This window comes from Bacillus sp. AMCV2, assembly GCF_056033925.1.
This window is the reverse complement of record NZ_JBVYIB010000002.1, coordinates 2804079-2823769: the sequence shown is the minus strand read 5'-3', so window position 1 is coordinate 2823769 and position 19691 is coordinate 2804079. Positions and strand designations below refer to the sequence as shown.

At 44.2% G+C, this 19691-nt stretch carries 15 protein-coding genes and 1 pseudogene; 13 read left to right on the top strand and 3 right to left on the bottom strand.

The features are described from left to right. Positions 1-58: 58 nt before the first annotated feature. Together ytrI and ytrH are read right to left on the bottom strand one after the other, a co-directional pair. Positions 59-562, bottom strand: coding sequence for a sporulation membrane protein YtrI (ytrI, locus tag AC0OMA_RS14655; RefSeq protein WP_003229408.1), 504 nt, complete (start codon positions 560-562; stop codon positions 59-61). Continuing rightward, positions 559-900 (bottom strand): sporulation membrane protein YtrH, encoded by a 342-nt coding sequence (gene ytrH / locus AC0OMA_RS14650; RefSeq protein ID WP_003229410.1) that lies wholly within the window; start codon positions 898-900, stop codon positions 559-561. The genes ytrI and ytrH overlap by 4 nt, the downstream gene beginning before the upstream one ends. A gap of 139 nt (positions 901-1039) precedes the next feature. On the opposite strand from ytrH, the gene dnaE reads away from it, so the two are divergent. The 7 genes and pseudogenes from dnaE (at position 1040) to AC0OMA_RS14615 (ending at position 11341) form a co-directional block, all read left to right on the top strand. Next, on the top strand, positions 1040-4387 hold the full coding sequence (dnaE, locus tag AC0OMA_RS14645) for a DNA polymerase III subunit alpha (protein ID WP_322839751.1): 3348 nt from the start codon (positions 1040-1042) through the stop codon (positions 4385-4387). Positions 4388-4523: 136 nt separating this feature from the next. Further along, the gene (gene ystJ, locus AC0OMA_RS14640; RefSeq protein ID WP_474222208.1) at positions 4524-5756 is read left to right on the top strand and encodes an NADP-dependent malic enzyme; all 1233 of its coding nucleotides are present in this window, start codon (positions 4524-4526) and stop codon (positions 5754-5756) included. A gap of 332 nt (positions 5757-6088) precedes the next feature. Further along, positions 6089-6961 (top strand): acetyl-CoA carboxylase, carboxyltransferase subunit beta, encoded by an 873-nt coding sequence (gene accD, locus AC0OMA_RS14635; RefSeq protein ID WP_003223544.1) that lies wholly within the window; start codon positions 6089-6091, stop codon positions 6959-6961. Next, positions 6946-7923, top strand: a complete 978-nt coding sequence (gene accA / locus AC0OMA_RS14630) for an acetyl-CoA carboxylase carboxyl transferase subunit alpha (protein WP_015384352.1) — start codon at positions 6946-6948, stop codon at positions 7921-7923. Before accD ends, accA begins: the two co-directional genes overlap by 16 nt. Before the next feature lie 183 nt (positions 7924-8106). Then, positions 8107-9066: a 6-phosphofructokinase gene (gene pfkA / locus AC0OMA_RS14625; RefSeq protein WP_003237788.1), complete on the top strand. Its 960-nt coding sequence runs from the start codon at positions 8107-8109 to the stop codon at positions 9064-9066. 42 nt (positions 9067-9108) lie between these two features. Beyond that, positions 9109-10866 carry a pyruvate kinase gene (gene pyk / locus AC0OMA_RS14620; RefSeq protein WP_004398560.1) on the top strand — a complete coding sequence of 586 codons (1758 nt, stop codon included), beginning with the start codon at positions 9109-9111 and terminating at the stop codon, positions 10864-10866. 92 nt (positions 10867-10958) lie between these two features. Beyond that, positions 10959-11341, top strand: a pseudogene (locus tag AC0OMA_RS14615) (FxsA family protein). Between the two features lie 32 nt (positions 11342-11373). Here AC0OMA_RS14615 and ytvI read toward each other — a convergent pair. Further along, positions 11374-12489, bottom strand: coding sequence for a sporulation integral membrane protein YtvI (gene ytvI / locus AC0OMA_RS14610; protein ID WP_181220024.1), 1116 nt, complete (start codon positions 12487-12489; stop codon positions 11374-11376). Positions 12490-12585: 96 nt separating this feature from the next. Between ytvI and AC0OMA_RS14605 the strand changes: the two genes are divergently transcribed. The 6 genes from AC0OMA_RS14605 (at position 12586) to phoR (ending at position 19589) form a co-directional block, all read left to right on the top strand. Further along, complete coding sequence (locus AC0OMA_RS14605) at positions 12586-13050, top strand: DUF441 domain-containing protein (protein WP_004398695.1); 465 nt, start codon at positions 12586-12588, stop codon at positions 13048-13050. Between the two features lie 336 nt (positions 13051-13386). Next, complete coding sequence (gene citZ / locus AC0OMA_RS14600) at positions 13387-14505, top strand: citrate synthase (RefSeq protein ID WP_004398810.1); 1119 nt, start codon at positions 13387-13389, stop codon at positions 14503-14505. Positions 14506-14669: 164 nt separating this feature from the next. Continuing rightward, a complete protein-coding gene (icd, locus tag AC0OMA_RS14595; RefSeq protein ID WP_014477637.1) occupies positions 14670-15941 on the top strand; it encodes an NADP-dependent isocitrate dehydrogenase in 1272 nt (423 codons plus the stop codon). Positions 15942-15984: 43 nt separating this feature from the next. Continuing rightward, positions 15985-16923 (top strand): malate dehydrogenase, encoded by a 939-nt coding sequence (gene mdh, locus AC0OMA_RS14590; protein WP_003237775.1) that lies wholly within the window; start codon positions 15985-15987, stop codon positions 16921-16923. A gap of 211 nt (positions 16924-17134) precedes the next feature. Further along, positions 17135-17857, top strand: coding sequence for a two-component system response regulator PhoP (gene phoP, locus AC0OMA_RS14585; RefSeq protein WP_014477634.1), 723 nt, complete (start codon positions 17135-17137; stop codon positions 17855-17857). Further along, entirely contained in the window at positions 17850-19589 is a 1740-nt protein-coding gene (gene phoR, locus AC0OMA_RS14580) for a sensory box histidine kinase PhoR (RefSeq protein ID WP_015483551.1), read from the top strand. The genes phoP and phoR overlap by 8 nt, the downstream gene beginning before the upstream one ends. The last annotated feature ends 102 nt before the right edge of the window (positions 19590-19691 follow it).

The window sequence follows — 19691 nt, the reverse complement described above, 5'->3', positions numbered from 1 at the left end:
TATAAAAAAGAATGGGAAAAAGCGACAGAAGTTTGGAGAATTTAAAAAAAATCCATAATTATGTGGCGAAAGATATTTCAAGTTCCACTGTCAGCCTCGTATAAATAATCAATTCTCTGACGGTTGCCTCGTATTTTTTCTCATTGATCATATAGACTTTATTTTCAATTGTCCGCTTCAAGAGATCCTTTGTTTGATAGACGCTCTCTATGTCTTTTGTAATCACCTCTGAAATATCATCCTTTACATGCTCCTCGAATTTCGTTTTATCCGGCTGTGATATTTTATATTTATCCCCATTCAGCAATTTGACGCTGACGCTTTGAATCAGCAGTTTTCTTTTATTATCTTCATTCAGTTTATGGAGGTCTTCCTGATAGATCGAAATTTGATTGTTCAAGTCTTTTACATGCTCTTTTTGCTTTTCGATGAGGCTGACCTGCTCCTCTTGGAATGTTCCGTAAGTAAACAGGAAAAAGAACCAGCTGATTACGGCCCCGCACATCATTCCCGCGAAAAAACGCTGCCATCCCGGTTTTTTGTAATGCTGGGGGACCCTCATGAAGAAAGATGCTCCTGGGTCAGCCATGATATAATAAGCCAGCCGCTTTGCGCGCCTCCCATGGCCGAAATAATTAAAAGAAGCTGTTTAAAGATATCTCTCGTATTGCCTTCGAGTATGCCGCGTTCAAAGCTGTATACCGCATCAAAGGTGCCTCCGATAGCTGCGACAAGCGCCCATATTTTTAACCGGTTGGCAAGCTTTGTAATGGCTGTAAGCGGGGGTTCGCCTGCCAAGTATGCTCCGAGCCCTCCAATGAGTGCGCCCCCGATCAGCACCCCTAACGCAATGAAGTAGCTATTGATAAAATTCACCATAAATCCTGCTTCCTGATCCATCTTTATCACCTCACCTTTTATATCATATTGAGCTTTCAGGACAAGTATGATGATGAGTCAAAAAAGAACATTTGTTTCTTTTGGAAACCGGCCTTATAATGAAGGAAGAAATGGATCGTAATGAGAAAGAGGTGATAGCATGTCTTTTGTTCACCTGCAAGTGCATAGTGGGTATAGCCTGCTAAACAGCGCCGCGGCTGTGGAAGAGCTCGTCAGTGAAGCTGACAGGCTCGGATATGCGTCTTTGGCGCTGACAGATGATCATGTCATGTACGGAGCTATTCAATTTTATAAAGCTTGCAAGGCGAGAGGGATCAACCCAATAATTGGTTTGACGGCTTCTGTTTTTACAGATGACAGCGAGCTTGAAGCATACCCGCTCGTCCTGCTGGCAAAATCAAATACAGGCTATCAAAACCTGCTGAAAATCAGCAGCGTTCTGCAATCTAAATCAAAAGGCGGACTGAAGCCGAAATGGCTTCACAGTTATCGAGAAGGGATTATCGCAATAACGCCCGGCGAAAAAGGATATATTGAAACGCTTCTTGAAGGAGGGCTGTTCGAACAGGCTGCTCAAGCCTCGCTGGAATTTCAGTCTATATTCGGAAAGGGAGCTTTTTATTTCTCCTATCAGCCTTTTAAAGGGAATCAAGTCTTGTCTGAGCAGATTCTAAAGCTGTCAGAAGAAACGGGTATCCCTGTTACGGCCACAGGCGATGTGCATTACATAAGGAAGGAAGATAAGGCTGCCTACCGTTGTTTGAAAGCGATTAAAGCGGGGGAAAAACTGACGGATGCACCCCCTGAAGATTTGCCTGATCTCGATTTGAAACCACTCGAAGAAATGCAAAACATTTATCGAGAGCATCCCGAGGCACTGCAAGCTTCTGTAGAGATCGCGGAACAATGCCGGGTTGACGTCAGTCTCGGGCAGACCCGTCTACCGTCTTTCCCGACCCCAGACGGAACGTCCGCTGATGATTATTTAACGGATATCTGTATGGAGGGACTCCGCAGCCGTTTCGGCAAGCCTGATGAACGATACCTTCGCCGTCTTCAATATGAGCTTGATGTCATCAAGCGGATGAAGTTCAGCGATTACTTTCTGATCGTGTGGGATTTTATGAAGCACGCCCATGAAAAAGGGATTGTTACAGGACCGGGAAGGGGTTCTGCGGCAGGTTCTCTTGTGGCATATGTCCTGTATATCACAGATGTTGACCCGATTAAGCATCACCTTCTGTTTGAAAGATTTTTAAATCCCGAACGCGTCAGCATGCCGGATATTGATATCGACTTTCCCGATACTAGAAGGGATGAAGTCATTCAATATGTTCAGCAGAAATACGGTGCAATGCACGTCGCACAGATTATCACCTTTGGAACACTTGCGGCAAAGGCGGCGCTCCGGGACGTCGGCAGAGTATTCGGCGTCAGCCCGAAGGAGGCAGATCAGCTTGCAAAACTCATTCCTTCAAGACCGGGCATGACGCTGGATGAAGCGAGACAGCAGTCACCGCAGCTGGATAAGCGGCTTCGGGAGTCAAGCCTGCTTCAGCAAGTCTATTCAATTGCCCGGAAAATAGAAGGGCTGCCAAGGCATGCATCAACCCACGCAGCGGGCGTTGTCCTGAGTGAAGAACCGTTAACAGATGTTGTTCCGCTGCAAGAAGGGCATGAAGGGATCTATTTAACGCAATACGCGATGGACCATCTTGAAGACTTGGGCCTTTTAAAAATGGATTTCTTAGGTTTGAGGAACCTGACACTTATTGAATCCATCACTTCAATGATTGAAAAAGAAGAAAATATTAAAATAGATCTTTCAAGTATTTCCTACAGCGATGACAAAACGTTCTCCTTGCTGTCAAAAGGGGATACGACAGGCATTTTCCAGCTTGAATCTGCAGGGATGAGAAGCGTCTTGAAACGGCTGAAACCTTCAGGCCTAGAAGATATTGTGGCGGTCAATGCACTGTACCGGCCGGGTCCGATGGAAAATATTCCGTTATTTATCGACCGTAAACACGGCCGGGCGCCAGTTCACTATCCTCATGAAGATTTAAGGAGCATTTTGGAAGATACATATGGCGTCATTGTGTATCAGGAACAAATTATGATGATTGCTTCCCGTATGGCGGGGTTTTCTTTAGGCGAAGCAGACCTATTGAGAAGGGCGGTCAGCAAAAAGAAAAAAGAAATCCTGGACAGAGAGCGAAGCCATTTTGTTGAAGGGTGCTTAAAAAAGGAGTATTCTGTAGACACTGCAAATGAGGTCTACGATTTAATCGTCAAATTCGCAAACTATGGCTTTAACCGAAGCCATGCGGTGGCATACAGCATGATCGGGTGCCAGCTTGCGTATTTGAAAGCTCATTATCCGTTATATTTTATGTGCGGATTGCTGACAAGCGTCATTGGCAATGAGGATAAAATCTCTCAATATCTTTACGAAGCAAAGGGGAGCGGGATTCGTATCCTTCCTCCGTCAGTGAATAAAAGCAGTTTTCCGTTTACAGTTGAAAACGGATCTGTCAGATACAGCCTCCGCGCGATAAAAAGTGTAGGCGTCTCAGCAGTCAAAGATATATATAAAGCAAGAAAAGAGAAACCATTTGAAGATCTTTTCGATTTCTGCTTTCGGGTGCCGTCAAAAAGCGTAAATCGCAAAATGCTTGAAGCACTTATCTTTTCTGGTGCGATGGACGAATTCGGCCAAAACCGGGCCACGCTGCTCGCATCCATTGATGTTGCTTTGGAACATGCTGAGCTATTCGCCGCGGACGATGACCAAATGGGATTGTTTTTAGATGAATCGTTTTCAATTAAGCCGAAGTATGTGGAAACGGAAGAGCTTCCGCTAGTGGATTTACTTGCATTTGAAAAGGAAACGCTTGGCATTTATTTTTCAAATCATCCGCTCTCCGCCTTCCGAAAACAGCTCACTGCGCATGGAGCAGTCTCCATTCTGCAGGCTCAGCGGGCAGTCAAAAGGCAGCTTTCACTAGGCGTTCTGCTGTCGAAGATCAAAACGATTCGGACGAAAACAGGTCAAAACATGGCGTTTTTAACGCTCAGTGATGAAACCGGCGAGATGGAAGCCGTAGTCTTCCCTGAACAATTCAGACAGCTTTCACCCGTTTTAAGAGAAGGCGCTCTTTTGTTCACAGCGGGGAAATGCGAAGTAAGACAAGATAAGATTCAATTCATCATGTCCCGGGCAGAATTATTAGAAAATATGGATGCAGAAAAAGCGCCATCGGTTTATATAAAAATAGAAAGCAGTCAGCACAGCCAGGAGATCCTGGCAAAGATTAAGCGCATTTTGCTGGAGCATAAAGGGGAAACAGGCGTTTATCTCTATTATGAAAGGCAAAAACAGACGATTAAGCTACCTGAGTCGTTCCATATCAATGCAGATCACCAGGTGTTATATCGCTTAAAAGAGCTGTTGGGTCAAAAAAACGTCGTTTTAAAACAGTGGTAACGATTCGCTTTTTGTTATACAATTGGAGCAATTATGTGATCCTGTTTAAATATTCAGATAGATTTACTCCGCAGAATGCAGCAATCAACGCAGCAGTATACGAATCAAAAAATATCCATAAGGAGTGTTTAGGAGAATGTCATTAAGAGAAGAAGCATTACACCTGCATAAAGTCAACCAGGGGAAACTGGAGTCTAAATCAAAAGTAGAGGTCAGAAATGCGAAAGATCTAAGCCTCGCTTATTCTCCGGGTGTTGCAGAACCGTGTAAGGATATTCATGAAGACATTAACAAAGTATATGATTATACAATGAAGGGGAACATGGTAGCAGTTGTAACTGACGGTACAGCTGTGCTTGGCCTTGGAAACATCGGCCCTGAAGCGGCGCTTCCTGTTATGGAAGGGAAAGCAGTTCTTTTCAAAAGCTTTGCGGGCGTAGATGCGTTCCCGATTGCTTTAAACACAAACGATGTTGATAAAATCGTTGAAACTGTAAAATTGCTGGAACCGACATTTGGCGGCGTCAACCTTGAAGATATTGCAGCGCCAAACTGCTTTATCATTGAAGAGCGCCTCAAAAAAGAAACAAACATCCCGGTTTTCCATGATGATCAGCACGGTACTGCCATTGTAACCGTAGCAGGTCTTGTGAACGCGCTGAAACTGTCTGGAAAATCCATGTCATCCATTAAAGTTGTCGCAAACGGCGCGGGTGCGGCTGGCATTGCGATTATCAAGCTTCTTCATCATTATGGCGTTCGCGACATTGTGATGTGCGATTCCAAAGGGGCCATTTATGAAGGGGCGCCGAACGGCATGAACGATGTCAAAAATGAAGTGGCGAAGTTCACGAACCAAGATCGCAAAGACGGTTCTCTGAAAGATGTCATCGTTGATGCTGACGTATTTATCGGTGTCTCTGTAGCAGGCGCGTTAACAAAAGAAATGGTTCAAAGCATGGCAAAAGATCCAATTATCTTTGCAATGGCAAATCCAAATCCGGAAATCATGCCGGAAGATGCGCGTGAAGCCGGAGCAAGCGTTATCGGAACTGGCCGTTCTGATTTCCCGAACCAAGTAAACAATGTTCTTGCATTCCCTGGTATTTTCCGCGGAGCGCTTGATGTGCGTGCCACTCATATTAACGAGGAAATGAAAATCGCAGCGGTTGAAGCCATTGCTTCACTGGTTTCAGAAGATGAGCTTAGCGCAGACTATGTCATCCCTGCACCGTTTGATAAACGTGTTGCGCCTGCTGTTGCGAAGGCTGTGGCAAAAGCTGCGATGGAAACAGGTGTTGCAAGAATCACTGTTGACCCTGAGGAAGTCGCAGAAAAAACAAGAAAACTTACGATTATTGGTGAATAATTAATTCATTCCAAAAATGGCAGCGCGTTGGCGGAGACCGGCGCGCTGTTCTCAAGTTAAACTGACGGCTGAAATTTTTTTAGGGGGTTAGCCTTAAAAAAATTTCAGCCGGGTTTAACATTATTTTTGAATGCGCTGTCAACCTTGTCGTTTCAACACCTTATCTGATTTCATACAAGCCTTTCCGAGCACGTCATCGAATAAAAAGTTGTCGAATTGAGGATGACAGCGTTTGACAAAAAAAGTACAATAGTTTCGGTAAAGTTATTAGCAAGTCTATCTGTTTGATGACATGCGGTGAAGAGAACCCTTCACAAAAGGGAGGTAATCATTTGTTAAAGGATATATTCACGAAAAAGAAAAAGTATGCTTCCGTACCATCTGATCAAGCGAAGCACGATGTTCCGGAAGGCATTATGACAAAATGTCCTAAGTGTAAAAAAATCATGCTCACTAAAGAGTTGGATAAAAATATGCGGGTATGCATGAACTGCGATTATCATTTCCCAATGAACGCAAAACAGCGTATCGAAAGCTTGATGGATGAACAATCCTTTGAGGAATTCAATCAGGGAATGCTCTCGGAAAATCCACTTGGTTTCCCGGGATATCTGGAAAAGCTTGAAAAAGATCGCGAGAAAACATCCTTAAACGAGGCTGTTGTGACAGGCAAGGGCACCATCGGCGGACACCCGGCTGTTGTCGCCGTCATGGACTCTTCATTCAGAATGGGCAGCATGGGTTCAGTCGTCGGTGAAAAAATCACGCTTGCGATTGAAAAAGCAAAAGCTGATAAAGTTCCGTTTATTATTTTTACGGCTTCAGGCGGCGCTAGAATGCAGGAAGGCGTATTAAGTTTGATGCAGATGGCTAAGACAAGCTCTGCGTTAAAACTGTTCAGTGAAGAGCAGGGTCTTATTATTTCAGTAATGACGCATCCGACTACCGGAGGCGTATCAGCAAGCTTTGCATCCCTTGGCGATTACAATTTCGCTGAGCCTGGCGCGCTGATCGGTTTTGCCGGAAGACGGATTATTGAACAGACAATAGGAGAAAAACTGCCTGAGGACTTCCAAACGGCTGAATTTTTATTAAAACATGGACAGCTTGATGCGGTTATTCATCGCGACGATATGAAAAAAACGTTAGAAAATCTGCTGGATATGCATCAAACAGGAGGTGACATTGAGTGGCTCCAAGATTAGAATTTGAAAAACCGGTGATTGAACTGCAATCCAAAATCGCCGAACTAAAAAAATTCACCCAAGATTCCGATATGGATCTAAGTGCGGAAATCGAACGGCTCGAAGACCGTCTCGCTAAGCTTCAGGATGATATTTACAAAAATCTGAAGCCATGGGACCGGGTTCAAATTGCGCGTCTGGCGGACCGTCCGACAACTCTTGATTATATCGAACACCTGTTTACCGACTTTTTTGAATGTCACGGAGACAGAGCGTACGGGGACGATGAAGCCATTGTTGGCGGGATTGCGAAGTTCCACGGCCTCCCTGTAACGGTAATCGGGCATCAGCGCGGCAAAGACACGAAGGAAAACCTAGTCCGCAATTTTGGGATGCCGCATCCTGAAGGCTACAGAAAAGCGCTTCGTCTGATGAAACAGGCTGACAAATTTAACAGACCGATTATCTGTTTTATTGATACGAAGGGGGCATACCCTGGACGAGCAGCTGAAGAAAGAGGACAAAGTGAAGCTATTGCCAAAAACCTGTTTGAGATGGCCGGCCTTCGAGTGCCTGTTATCTGCATCGTCATCGGTGAAGGCGGAAGCGGCGGAGCCCTTGGTCTGGGAGTAGGCAATCACTTGCATATGCTTGAAAACTCTACTTATTCTGTTATTTCTCCGGAAGGTGCCGCGGCACTTTTATGGAAGGACTCCAGTCTTGCTAAAAAAGCAGCAGAAACAATGAAAATCACTGCGCCGGATTTAAAAGAATTAGGTATTATAGATCATATGATTAAAGAAGTAAAAGGCGGAGCGCACCATGATGTGAAGCTGCAGGCAAGCTATATGGACGAAACCCTTAAACAATCGTTAAAAACTTTGCTGAAGCTGAGCGAAGAAGAATTAGTTCAGCAGCGCTATGAAAAATATAAAGCAATTGGCAAAGTCTCGGTTGAAGATCAATATATCGGGGTAAACTAAATAAACGTGAAGCCTTTGGCTCACGTTTATTTTTTGTGACATTCCTTAAATTTTATTTAAAAACAATTTATTTAATTGTATAATAGGTAAGGTTTCATAGGGAGGATGGAGATCCCTTTTCATTGTTTTTAGGGCAATGATCATGTTATGTTTAATCATATATGTTGCTGAGGTGAATGGAGAATGAAACGTATAGGGGTATTAACGAGCGGCGGGGATTCCCCGGGAATGAACGCAGCAGTTCGCGCAGTAGTCAGAAAAGCGATCTATCATGACGTTGAAGTTTACGGTATTTACAACGGATACGCGGGATTGATCAGCGGAAAGATTGAAAAGCTTGAACTCGGATCAGTAGGCGATATTATACATCGTGGAGGAACTAAGCTTTATACGGCAAGATGTCCTGAATTCAAAACAGTTGAAGGCCGTGAAAAAGGGATAGAAAACTTGAAGAAGCTTGGTATTGAAGGCCTTGTTGTTATCGGCGGAGACGGTTCATATATGGGTGCGAAAAAATTAACGGAACACGGGTTTCCATGTGTAGGTGTACCGGGTACAATTGATAATGACATTCCGGGCACTGATTTTACAATCGGTTTCGATACAGCTTTAAATACAGTAATTGACGCAATTGATAAGATTCGCGATACAGCGACTTCTCATGAACGTACATATGTAATCGAAGTAATGGGCCGTCATGCCGGCGATATCGCATTGTGGGCCGGTCTTGCAGGGGGCGCGGAATCGATCTTAATCCCTGAGGCAGACTATGACATGCACGAAATCATTGCCCGCTTAAAACGCGGCCACGAACGCGGCAAGAAGCACAGTATTATTATTGTTGCCGAAGGTGTAGGCAGCGGTGTTGAATTCGGGAAACGCATTGAAGAAGAAACAAATCTTGAAACTAGGGTATCTGTATTGGGCCATATCCAGCGCGGAGGTTCTCCGAGTGCTGCTGACCGTGTGTTAGCAAGCCGTCTCGGCGCATATGCAGTTGAACTGCTGCTTGAAGGAAAAGGCGGACGCTGTGTAGGTATACAAAACAATAAGCTTGTAGACCATGATATTATAGAAATACTGGAGACAAAACACACAGTTGAGCAAAACATGTATCAGCTTTCAAAAGAACTGTCTATCTAATGTGCAGCTGAAGGCTGAAGATTTCAGAAGGAAGTGAACCAAATGAGAAAAACTAAAATTGTTTGTACCATCGGTCCGGCAAGTGAAAGTATTGAAATGCTTACGAAATTAATGGAGTCAGGAATGAACGTGGCTCGATTAAACTTTTCTCACGGAGATTTTGAGGAGCACGGTGCAAGAATTAAAAATATCCGCGAAGCAAGCAAAAAACTTGGCAAGAACGTTGGTATTCTGCTTGATACAAAAGGTCCTGAAATCCGCACACATACAATGGAAAACGGCGGTATTGAGCTTGAAACAGGCAAAGAGCTTATCATTTCAATGGACGAGGTTGTAGGAACAACAGATAAAATTTCAGTGACATATGAAGGTTTAGTCCATGACGTTGAACAAGGTTCAACGATTCTGTTAGATGACGGCCTTATCGGTCTTGAGGTACTTGATGTAGATGCCGCTAAACGCGAAATCAAAACAAAAGTATTAAACAACGGAACACTCAAAAATAAAAAAGGTGTTAACGTACCGGGCGTAAGTGTCAATCTTCCGGGTATTACTGAAAAGGATGCGCGAGACATCGTTTTCGGTATTGAGCAAGGAGTAGACTTCATCGCACCATCTTTCATTCGACGTTCCACGGACGTGCTCGAAATCCGTGAGCTTCTTGAAGAGCACAACGCTCAGGATATTCAAATCATCCCTAAAATCGAAAACCAAGAGGGCGTTGACAACATCGATGCAATTCTCGAAGTGTCTGACGGCTTAATGGTTGCACGCGGAGACTTAGGTGTGGAAATTCCAGCTGAAGAAGTGCCGCTTGTGCAAAAAGAACTGATCAAAAAATGCAACGCGCTGGGCAAACCTGTTATTACAGCGACACAAATGCTTGACAGCATGCAGCGCAACCCGCGTCCGACTCGTGCGGAAGCAAGTGACGTTGCAAACGCGATCTTCGACGGAACAGATGCGATCATGCTATCTGGTGAAACTGCTGCCGGAAGCTATCCGGTTGAAGCAGTTCAAACAATGCATAACATCGCGTCCCGTTCTGAAGAAGCTTTAAATTATAAAGAAATTCTCTCAAAACGCAGAGATCAAGTGGGCATGACAATTACAGACGCAATTGGACAATCTGTCGCGCATACGGCGATTAACCTGAATGCTGCTGCGATTGTAACGCCGACAGAAAGCGGCCATACAGCACGTATGATTGCAAAATACCGTCCGCAGGCTCCGATTGTTGCGGTTACTGTAAATGACTCTATTTCCAGAAAGCTTGCCCTCGTATCTGGCGTATTCGCAGAAAGCGGCCAAAATGCGAGCTCAACAGATGAGATGCTTGAGGATGCTGTCCAAAAATCATTGAACAGCGGAATTGTAAAACACGGCGATCTTATCGTTATTACAGCAGGCACTGTCGGTGAGTCCGGCACTACAAACTTAATGAAGGTTCATACTGTCGGCGATATCATCGCTAAAGGGCAAGGCATTGGACGCAAATCAGCTTACGGTCCGGTTGTCGTTGCACAAAATGCAAAAGAAGCTGAGCAAAAAATGACGGACGGTGCGGTACTTGTTACCAAAAGCACTGACCGTGATATGATTGCATCCCTTGAAAAAGCGTCTGCTCTTATTACAGAAGAAGGCGGCTTGACTAGCCATGCTGCGGTAGTCGGATTAAGCCTTGGCATCCCGGTTATCGTGGGTCTGGAAAATGCGACATCTATTTTGACAGATGGCCAGGATATTACAGTTGACGCTTCCAGAGGCGCAGTCTATCAAGGCCGTGCGAGCGTTCTTTAATTACAGGTGAAAACGGAAGGGGAATCCCTTCCTTTTCTCTTTATCATGCCTTTTGTTGAACAGAACGTGTTACACGTGTGGGGGGCTTGGATATGAGATTTTTGTTTTTGCTTTTTATTGTGTTTCCGGCAATAGAAATCGGCATATTCCTGTTTTTAGGCAAGCTGATTGGCATTTTGCCGACAGTTTTATTCATGATTCTGACGGGCATTATCGGCGCAGCAGCTGCAAAAAAACAAGGAACCGAAGTGTATTATAAGGTTCAGCGTGATCTTCAATATGGCAAAATGCCGGGGGAAGCGATTGCTGACGGTCTGTGCATTTTCATCGGCGGTCTATTGCTGATGCTTCCGGGCTTTTTATCAGATTTGGCCGGCGCTGTCTTCTTATCCCATTTACCCGCGGCTGGTGTAAGCCGATTCTGTTCAAATGGCTGAGAGGAATGTCGAAGAATAAGCGGATCATCATCAAATAAAAAACGGCAGCCATGAAAAAACGGCTGCCGTTTTATTTTTGCTGAACGGTGATATAGGACCATATTTCTTTTAATGCGCCTGTTGTGATGAAAGCTTGGATGATGACGAGTACAGCCGGTCCCGCAATCAGTCCTAAAAACCCGAATAATTTAAAGCCGGCAAACAGGGCGATGAGCGTTGCCAGCGGATCGATCCCGATAGATTTACTTAGTATCTTGGGCTCTGTCAGCTGCCGCTGAATAAGAACGACGAGGTACAGGATACCAATTCCGATCGCTTGGGGCAGCTGGCCCGTAATTGATAAATACAAAATCCAGGGCACAAATACGGAGCCGGCACCTAAGTAAGGGAGAAGATCTACAAGCCCGATTAAAAAAGCAATTGTTGCGGCGTGTTCAACCTTTAAGAGAGAAAGGCCGATAAATACAATCACCATCGTGATGAAAACGAGGACGGCTTGTGCTTTGATAAAACCAGTCATTGCTTTTTTTAATTCGCTGCTGATCGCTTTACTGTTAGCTGTCACACGATCCGGCAGAATTAAAACAAGCATGGCTTTCAGCTTATGCCAATCTTTTGTCATAAAAAAGGTTGCCAGAAGAGAAAAAATCAGAACCGCCGCCGTATTGGGAAGAAGAGCGAAAAATCTCGGGATCATCTCTAGAATGTGGGACAGCAGGAGCCCGGCATTTTTAGCGGCAGAATCACCGAGTGTCTGGATATGAGTGACGATGGAAGCCTGCTGGTTCGTTTCCAATTCTTGAAACAAAAGAGTTAACTCGTTATAGAGCGGCTGAATATGAGTTGTAAACAATTTTTCGCAATATGAAATAAACGTGCTGATATGCGGAGGCAGCGTTTTTGCTAGATAGGCTGTTCCCGTTACGATTTCGGCTACCAGAATGGTGAGCACACCGATGGCTGCGAGCAGAAAAAAAGCAAGAACGCCCAGAACATTTATCGTTCGGGGGAATCCTGTCACTTTGTCCAAATAATCGACAACAGGATGAATCACTGATGAAAGAATAAGGGCGATCAGGAACGGATAAGTTAACGGAAACGAATAATAGGCCGCAGCTATCGACCCTGCGGTCATTGATATGACAAAGAGGGTTCTGAAAAAAATAGTGATATAAGATTGATTCACGAAAACGGTCCTCCTCTCGTCAGCATGTCCTATTTTTTATATGTATTCACGCTGTTGCTGAATATGAATACATTCATCTTAAAGGAGGGATGGCATGTGTTTACACAAGCGAATTTATTTTTAATTTTACTCTTGGCCATCGCACTTATCGCAAAAAACCAATCATTGCTCTTTGCTGTATCCGTCCTTTTGATCATCAAAATCGTTGGACTTGATCAGAAATTATTCCCGACCATCCAGTCAAAAGGCATTAACTGGGGTGTGACCATTATTACCATCGCCGTTCTTGTCCCGATTGCCACGGGAGAAATCGGATTTAAGCAGCTTGGAGAAGCAATGCGGTCTTCCTACGCATGGATCGCCCTTGGAGCGGGGATCGCAGTGGCGCTGATTGCAAAAAACGGCCTGACCCTGCTTGAAAATGATCCGCATATTACAACTGCTCTCGTGATCGGGACCATTCTTGCAGTCGCGCTTTTTGGAGGAGTTGCGGTGGGACCGCTGATCGGAGCGGGGATTGCTTATTTAGCTATGCAGATCGTAAAACTGTTCACTTCATAAAAAAAAAGCGGCCTTAAAGCCGCTTTTTTTTGTATGCAAAAACCCGCAAATAAAGGCGTTTTTTCGGGGAAATCACAGAATGAAAAAAAAAAATTATAGGTAAACATTTAACAAATGTCTGATTATTGTTTATAATGAGAATAGGCTTAAACTTAAATAAGCTTATAAGAATTTGTTATGTTCTTTCATAAGCAAAGGGTTTTAGTACCAGCAGCCAGTAAAATGTAAGCATTTTCTTTTTGGGGGAGAGAAATACTTGCATCGTGCTTTTTAAGTAAGCCTCATGTTTTTACAACACTCTTAAAGGGGAAATTTATTGAAAAGGAGATGTTATATATGACAGCGACACGCGGTCTTGAAGGGGTTGTAGCAACAACATCATCTGTTAGTTCTATAATTGATGATACCCTTACATATGTGGGGTATGATATCGATGATTTGACAGAGAATGCAAGTTTTGAAGAAATCATCTACTTGCTTTGGCATCTAAGGCTGCCAAACAAAAAAGAGCTTGAAGAGTTAAAGCAGCAGCTTGCAAAGGAAGCTGCCGTTCCGCAAGAAATTATTGAGCACTTCAAATCTTATTCCCTCGAAAATGTTCATCCCATGGCTGCTCTTCGGACAGCAATTTCATTACTAGGCCTGCTAGACAGCGAGGCTGATACCATGAACCCGGAAGCCAACTACAGAAAGGCGATCCGCCTTCAGGCAAAGGTGCCTGGCCTGGTTGCAGCGTTTTCCAGAATTCGCAAGGGTCTTGAGCCTGTTGAACCGAGAGAAGATTACGGTATTGCGGAGAATTTTCTTTACACATTAAACGGTGAAGAGCCTTCACCAATTGAAGTTGAAGCCTTCAACAAAGCATTGATTTTACATGCTGACCATGAGCTGAACGCGTCAACGTTCACAGCGAGGGTCTGCGTCGCAACACTTTCTGACATCTATTCAGGCATTACTGCAGCAATCGGCGCGCTGAAAGGGCCTCTTCACGGCGGAGCGAATGAAGGCGTTATGAAAATGCTGACAGAAATCGGTGAAGTGGAAAATGCTGAGCCGTACATCCGCGCTAAACTTGAAAAGAAAGAAAAAATCATGGGATTCGGCCACCGTGTGTATAAGCATGGTGATCCGCGCGCGAAGCATCTGAAAGAAATGAGCAAGCGCCTGACCAACCTGACAGGCGAAAGCAAATGGTATGAGATGTCAATTCGTATAGAAGACATCGTCACATCAGAGAAAAAGCTTCCGCCTAACGTTGATTTCTATTCGGCTTCTGTATATCACAGCCTCGGTATTGACCATGATTTGTTTACACCGATTTTTGCTGTAAGCAGAATGTCCGGCTGGCTCGCTCATATTCTTGAGCAGTATGACAACAACCGTCTGATCCGCCCGCGGGCAGATTACACAGGCCCTGACAAACAAAAATTCGTTCCGATTGAAGAAAGAGCCTAAAGAACCATTGGAGGCTGGCTTGCGTCAATGAGGTTAGCCTCTTGTTCAGAACATCAAAATTGGGTTACACTTTAAATTGAATGTTGGGAAAAATCATTTTGTTTTCTATATAAGAAAAATAAAATGTTTTCTAAATATGAATTACATACTGGGAGGTTTTTATTGTGGCACAAGGTGAAAAAATTACAGTCTCTAACGGAGTATTAAACGTACCAAACAACCCGATTATCCCATTTATCGAAGGAGACGGAACCGGTCCTGATATTTGGAACGCGGCTTCGAAGGTTTTGGAAGCAGCAGTAGAAAAAGCATACAAAGGCGAAAAGAAAATTACATGGAAAGAAGTTTACGCCGGAGAAAAGGCTTATAATAAAACAGGTGAGTGGCTCCCTGCTGAAACATTAGATGTGATCCGCGAATATTTCATCGCGATTAAAGGCCCGTTAACGACACCTGTCGGCGGCGGTATCCGTTCTTTGAACGTAGCGCTCAGACAAGAGCTTGACCTATTCGTCTGCTTAAGACCTGTAAGATACTTTACTGGAGTGCCGTCACCGGTAAAACGCCCTGAAGATACTGATATGGTCATCTTCCGTGAAAATACAGAAGATATTTACGCAGGCATCGAGTATGCAAAAGGCTCTGAAGAAGTGCAAAAGCTTATCAGCTTCCTTCAAAATGAGTTAAACGTCAACAAAATCCGTTTCCCTGAGACATCAGGTATCGGCATTAAGCCTGTTTCAGAAGAAGGAACAAGCCGCTTGGTCAGAGCTGCCATTGATTATGCGATCGAGCATGGCCGCAAATCTGTAACGCTTGTTCACAAAGGAAACATCATGAAGTTCACAGAAGGCGCCTTCAAAAACTGGGGCTATGAACTTGCTGAAAAAGAATACGGAGATAAAGTCTTCACATGGGCTCAATATGACCGCATTGCTGAAGAAGAAGGAAAAGACGCTGCCAACAAAGCGCAAAGCGAAGCGGAAGCAGCAGGAAAAATCATTATCAAAGACAGCATTGCTGACATTTTCCTTCAGCAGATCTTAACGCGTCCAAACGAGTTTGATGTCGTTGCGACAATGAACTTGAACGGAGATTACATTTCTGATGCTCTTGCTGCGCAAGTCGGCGGAATCGGCATTGCTCCTGGAGCGAACATCAACTACGAAACAGGACATGCGATTTTCGAGGCGACGCACGGAACGGCTCCTAAATATGCAGGCCTTGATAAAGTAAACCCATCTTCAGTTATTCTTTCAGGCGTTCTGCTTCTTGAGCATTTAGGATGGAACGAAGCGGCTGATTTGGTTATCAAATCTATGGAAAAAACAATCGCTTCCAAAGTCGTAACTTACGATTTTGCTAGATTAATGGACGGGGCGACTGAAGTGAAATGTTCAGAGTTCGGAGAAGAACTGATCAAAAACATGGACTAAGCAAGGAAAAAGCCTAAAACTAGCCATAAAGGAGAAGAGAGACATGGGAAATACTCGTAAAAAAGTTTCTGTTATCGGAGCAGGTTTTACCGGAGCTACAACTGCATTTTTAATCGCTCAAAAAGAGCTGGCAGACGTTGTTCTTGTTGACATTCCGCAATTGGAGAACCCGACAAAGGGAAAAGCGCTTGATATGCTTGAAGCAAGCCCAGTTCAAGGCTTTGACGCAAAAATTACGGGAACATCTAATTACGAGGATACAGCTGGCTCTGACATTGTTGTCATTACAGCCGGTATCGCAAGAAAACCTGGTATGAGCAGAGATGATCTGGTCTCTACAAACGAAAAGATTATGAGAAGCGTTACGCGGGAAATCGTGAAATATTCTCCTGACTCTATTATTGTGGTGCTGACAAATCCTGTTGATGCAATGACATACGCGGTGTACAAAGAATCAGGCTTCCCTAAAGAGCGTGTAATCGGCCAGTCCGGTGTGCTTGATACGGCAAGATTCAGAACATTTGTGGCAGAGGAATTAAACCTGTCAGTGAAAGATGTGACTGGTTTCGTACTCGGCGGACACGGTGACGATATGGTGCCGCTTGTGCGTTATTCTTATGCTGGCGGTATCCCGCTTGAAACTCTTATTCCGAAAGAACGGATTGACGCAATTGTGGAGCGCACTAGAAAAGGCGGAGGCGAAATCGTGAATCTTCTTGGAAACGGAAGCGCGTATTATGCGCCTGCGGCTTCTCTGACAGAAATGGTCGAAGCGATCTTGAAAGATCAGCGCCGCGTCCTTCCTACAATTGCTTATCTTGAAGGGGAATACGGCTATGAAGGCATCTACCTTGGTGTTCCTACAATTGTAGGCGGCAACGGTCTTGAGCAAATCATTGAACTTGAACTGACAGACTATGAAAGAGCGCAGCTGAATAAATCAGTTGAATCTGTCAAAAATGTCATGAAAGTATTATCCTAATAAAAAGAGAGAAAGGCTTGCTTAATACAGCCTTTCTCTTTTTACTATAAATGAAAGCGTTATCATGCACATCTATATTTCTTTTAAAAATGATGTAAAAGGCGAATTGTCGGAATGTCCTGCTTTCGCTAAAATAAAATCATGAAACATGTTAAGATGACATAAAATAGAGAAATAGGATGTCGGGGAATTATAATACTGGAGGCACAGCATGAACAAGAAAATTTTAGTTGTGGATGATGAAGAATCTATTGTTACTCTTTTACAGTACAATTTGGAACGGTCAGGCTATGATGTCATTACCGCCTCGGATGGGGAAGAAGCACTCAAAAAAGCGGAAACAGAGAAGCCTGATTTGATTGTGCTTGATGTGATGCTTCCAAAATTGGACGGAATCGAAGTATGCAAGCAGCTGAGACAGCAAAAACTGATGTTTCCCATTTTAATGCTGACAGCGAAGGATGAGGAATTCGACAAAGTATTAGGGCTTGAGCTCGGTGCTGATGATTATATGACCAAGCCGTTCAGTCCAAGGGAAGTAAATGCGAGAGTAAAAGCGATTTTAAGGCGTTCGGAAATGGCTGCGCCCTCTAGTGAGATGAAGAATGATGAAATGGAAGGCCAGATCGTAATTGGCGATCTGAAAATCCTGCCTGATCATTATGAAGCGTACTTTAAAGAAAGTCAGCTTGAACTGACACCGAAAGAATTCGAACTGCTGCTCTATTTAGGCAGACATAAAGGCAGAGTTCTGACGAGAGACCTGTTGCTGAGCGCAGTCTGGAATTATGATTTTGCCGGAGATACGAGAATTGTTGATGTGCACATCAGCCATCTTCGCGACAAAATTGAAAACAATACCAAAAAACCGATCTACATTAAAACGATTAGGGGATTGGGGTATAAACTGGAGGAGCCAAAAATGAATGAATAAATACCGTGTGCGCCTTTTTTCTGTATTCGTTGTCTGTATGATTCTGGTGTTTTGTGTCCTCGGGCTGTTTTTACAGCAGCTTTTTGAAACATCTGATCAAAGGAAAGCAGAGGAACACATTGAAAAAGAAGCAAAATACTTGGCTTCGCTTCTTGATGCCGGCAATCTGAATGATCAAGCAAATGAGAAAATCATTAAAGATGCAGGCGGCGCGCTTGATGTGAGCGCATCCGTTATCGATACAGACGGCAAGGTGCTGTATGGGTCAAACGGGAGAGCGGCTGATTCCCAAAAGGTGCAGGCGCTTGTTTCTGGCCATGAGGGGATTCTGTCAACAACAGATAACAAGCTTTATTACGGACTTTCACTTAGAAGCGAAGGTGAAAAAACAGGATATGTGCTGCTTTCCGCCTCTGGAAAAAGCGACGGCTTAAAAGGCGAATTGTGGGGGATGCTGACGGCCAGTCTTTGTACCGCATTTATCGTCATTGTTTATTTTTATTCCAGCATGACCTCACGTTATAAAAGGTCAATTGAGTCAGCCACAAATGTAGCCACAGAACTCTCTAAGGGCAACTACGATGCACGGACATACGGCGGCTATATTAGGCGTTCTGATAAGCTAGGACATGCGATGAACAGCCTTGCCATTGATCTGATGGAAATGACGCGAACGCAGGAAATGCAGCGGGATCGGCTGCTGACAGTCATTGAAAACATTGGCTCCGGGCTGATTATGATCGACGGAAGAGGCTTTATTAATCTCGTAAACAGGTCTTACGCCAAGCAGTTTCATATCAATCCGAATCATATGCTGCGCCGTCTTTATCACGATGCATTTGAACATGAAGAAGTGATCCAGCTTGTCGAAGACATTTTTATGACGGAGACAAAGAAATGCAAGCTGTTAAGACTGCCGATCAAAATAGAACGGCGTTATTTTGAAGTGGACGGCGTTCCGATTATGGGGCCGGACGATGAATGGAAAGGAATTGTGCTTGTTTTCCATGACATGACGGAAACAAAGAAATTAGAGCAGATGAGGAAGGATTTTGTGGCCAATGTTTCTCATGAGCTGAAAACGCCGATTACGTCTATAAAAGGGTTTACGGAGACGTTATTGGACGGGGCGATGGAGGATAAAGAGGCGCTTTCTGAATTTCTCTCTATTATTCTTAAGGAAAGCGAAAGGCTTCAGTCTTTGGTTCAGGATTTGCTCGATCTCTCAAAAATCGAGCAGCAAAATTTCACGCTCAGTATCGAAACGTTTGATCCGGCCAAAATGCTTGGTGAGATTGAAACGCTTCTGAAGCATAAGGCGGATGAGAAAGGCATCTCCTTGCAACTGAATGTCCCGAAAGACCCTCAATATGTATCTGGTGACCCGTACAGGCTGAAACAGGTATTTCTTAATCTCGTAAACAATGCGTTAACCTACACGCCTGAGGGGGGCTCCGTGGCTATCAATGTAAAGCCCAGAGAAAAAGACATTCAGATTGAGGTTGCCGATTCTGGAATCGGAATTCAGAAAGAAGAAATTCCGCGCATCTTTGAACGCTTTTACCGCGTAGATAAAGACAGAAGCAGGAATTCGGGCGGAACAGGGCTGGGCCTTGCGATTGTCAAGCATTTAATAGAGGCTCATGAAGGGAAAATTGATGTCACAAGCGAGCCTGGACGGGGAACTGTCTTTACCGTGACGTTGAAACGGGCCGCTGAAAAGTCCGCCTAATGTTTACAAAGGTTTAACAATATCTTCATGCACTGTTAAACCTATGCTGGTAGGATGTAGTAGAACCCCTTCATCCAAGGAGCCAATTTTGACGGCGGGAAC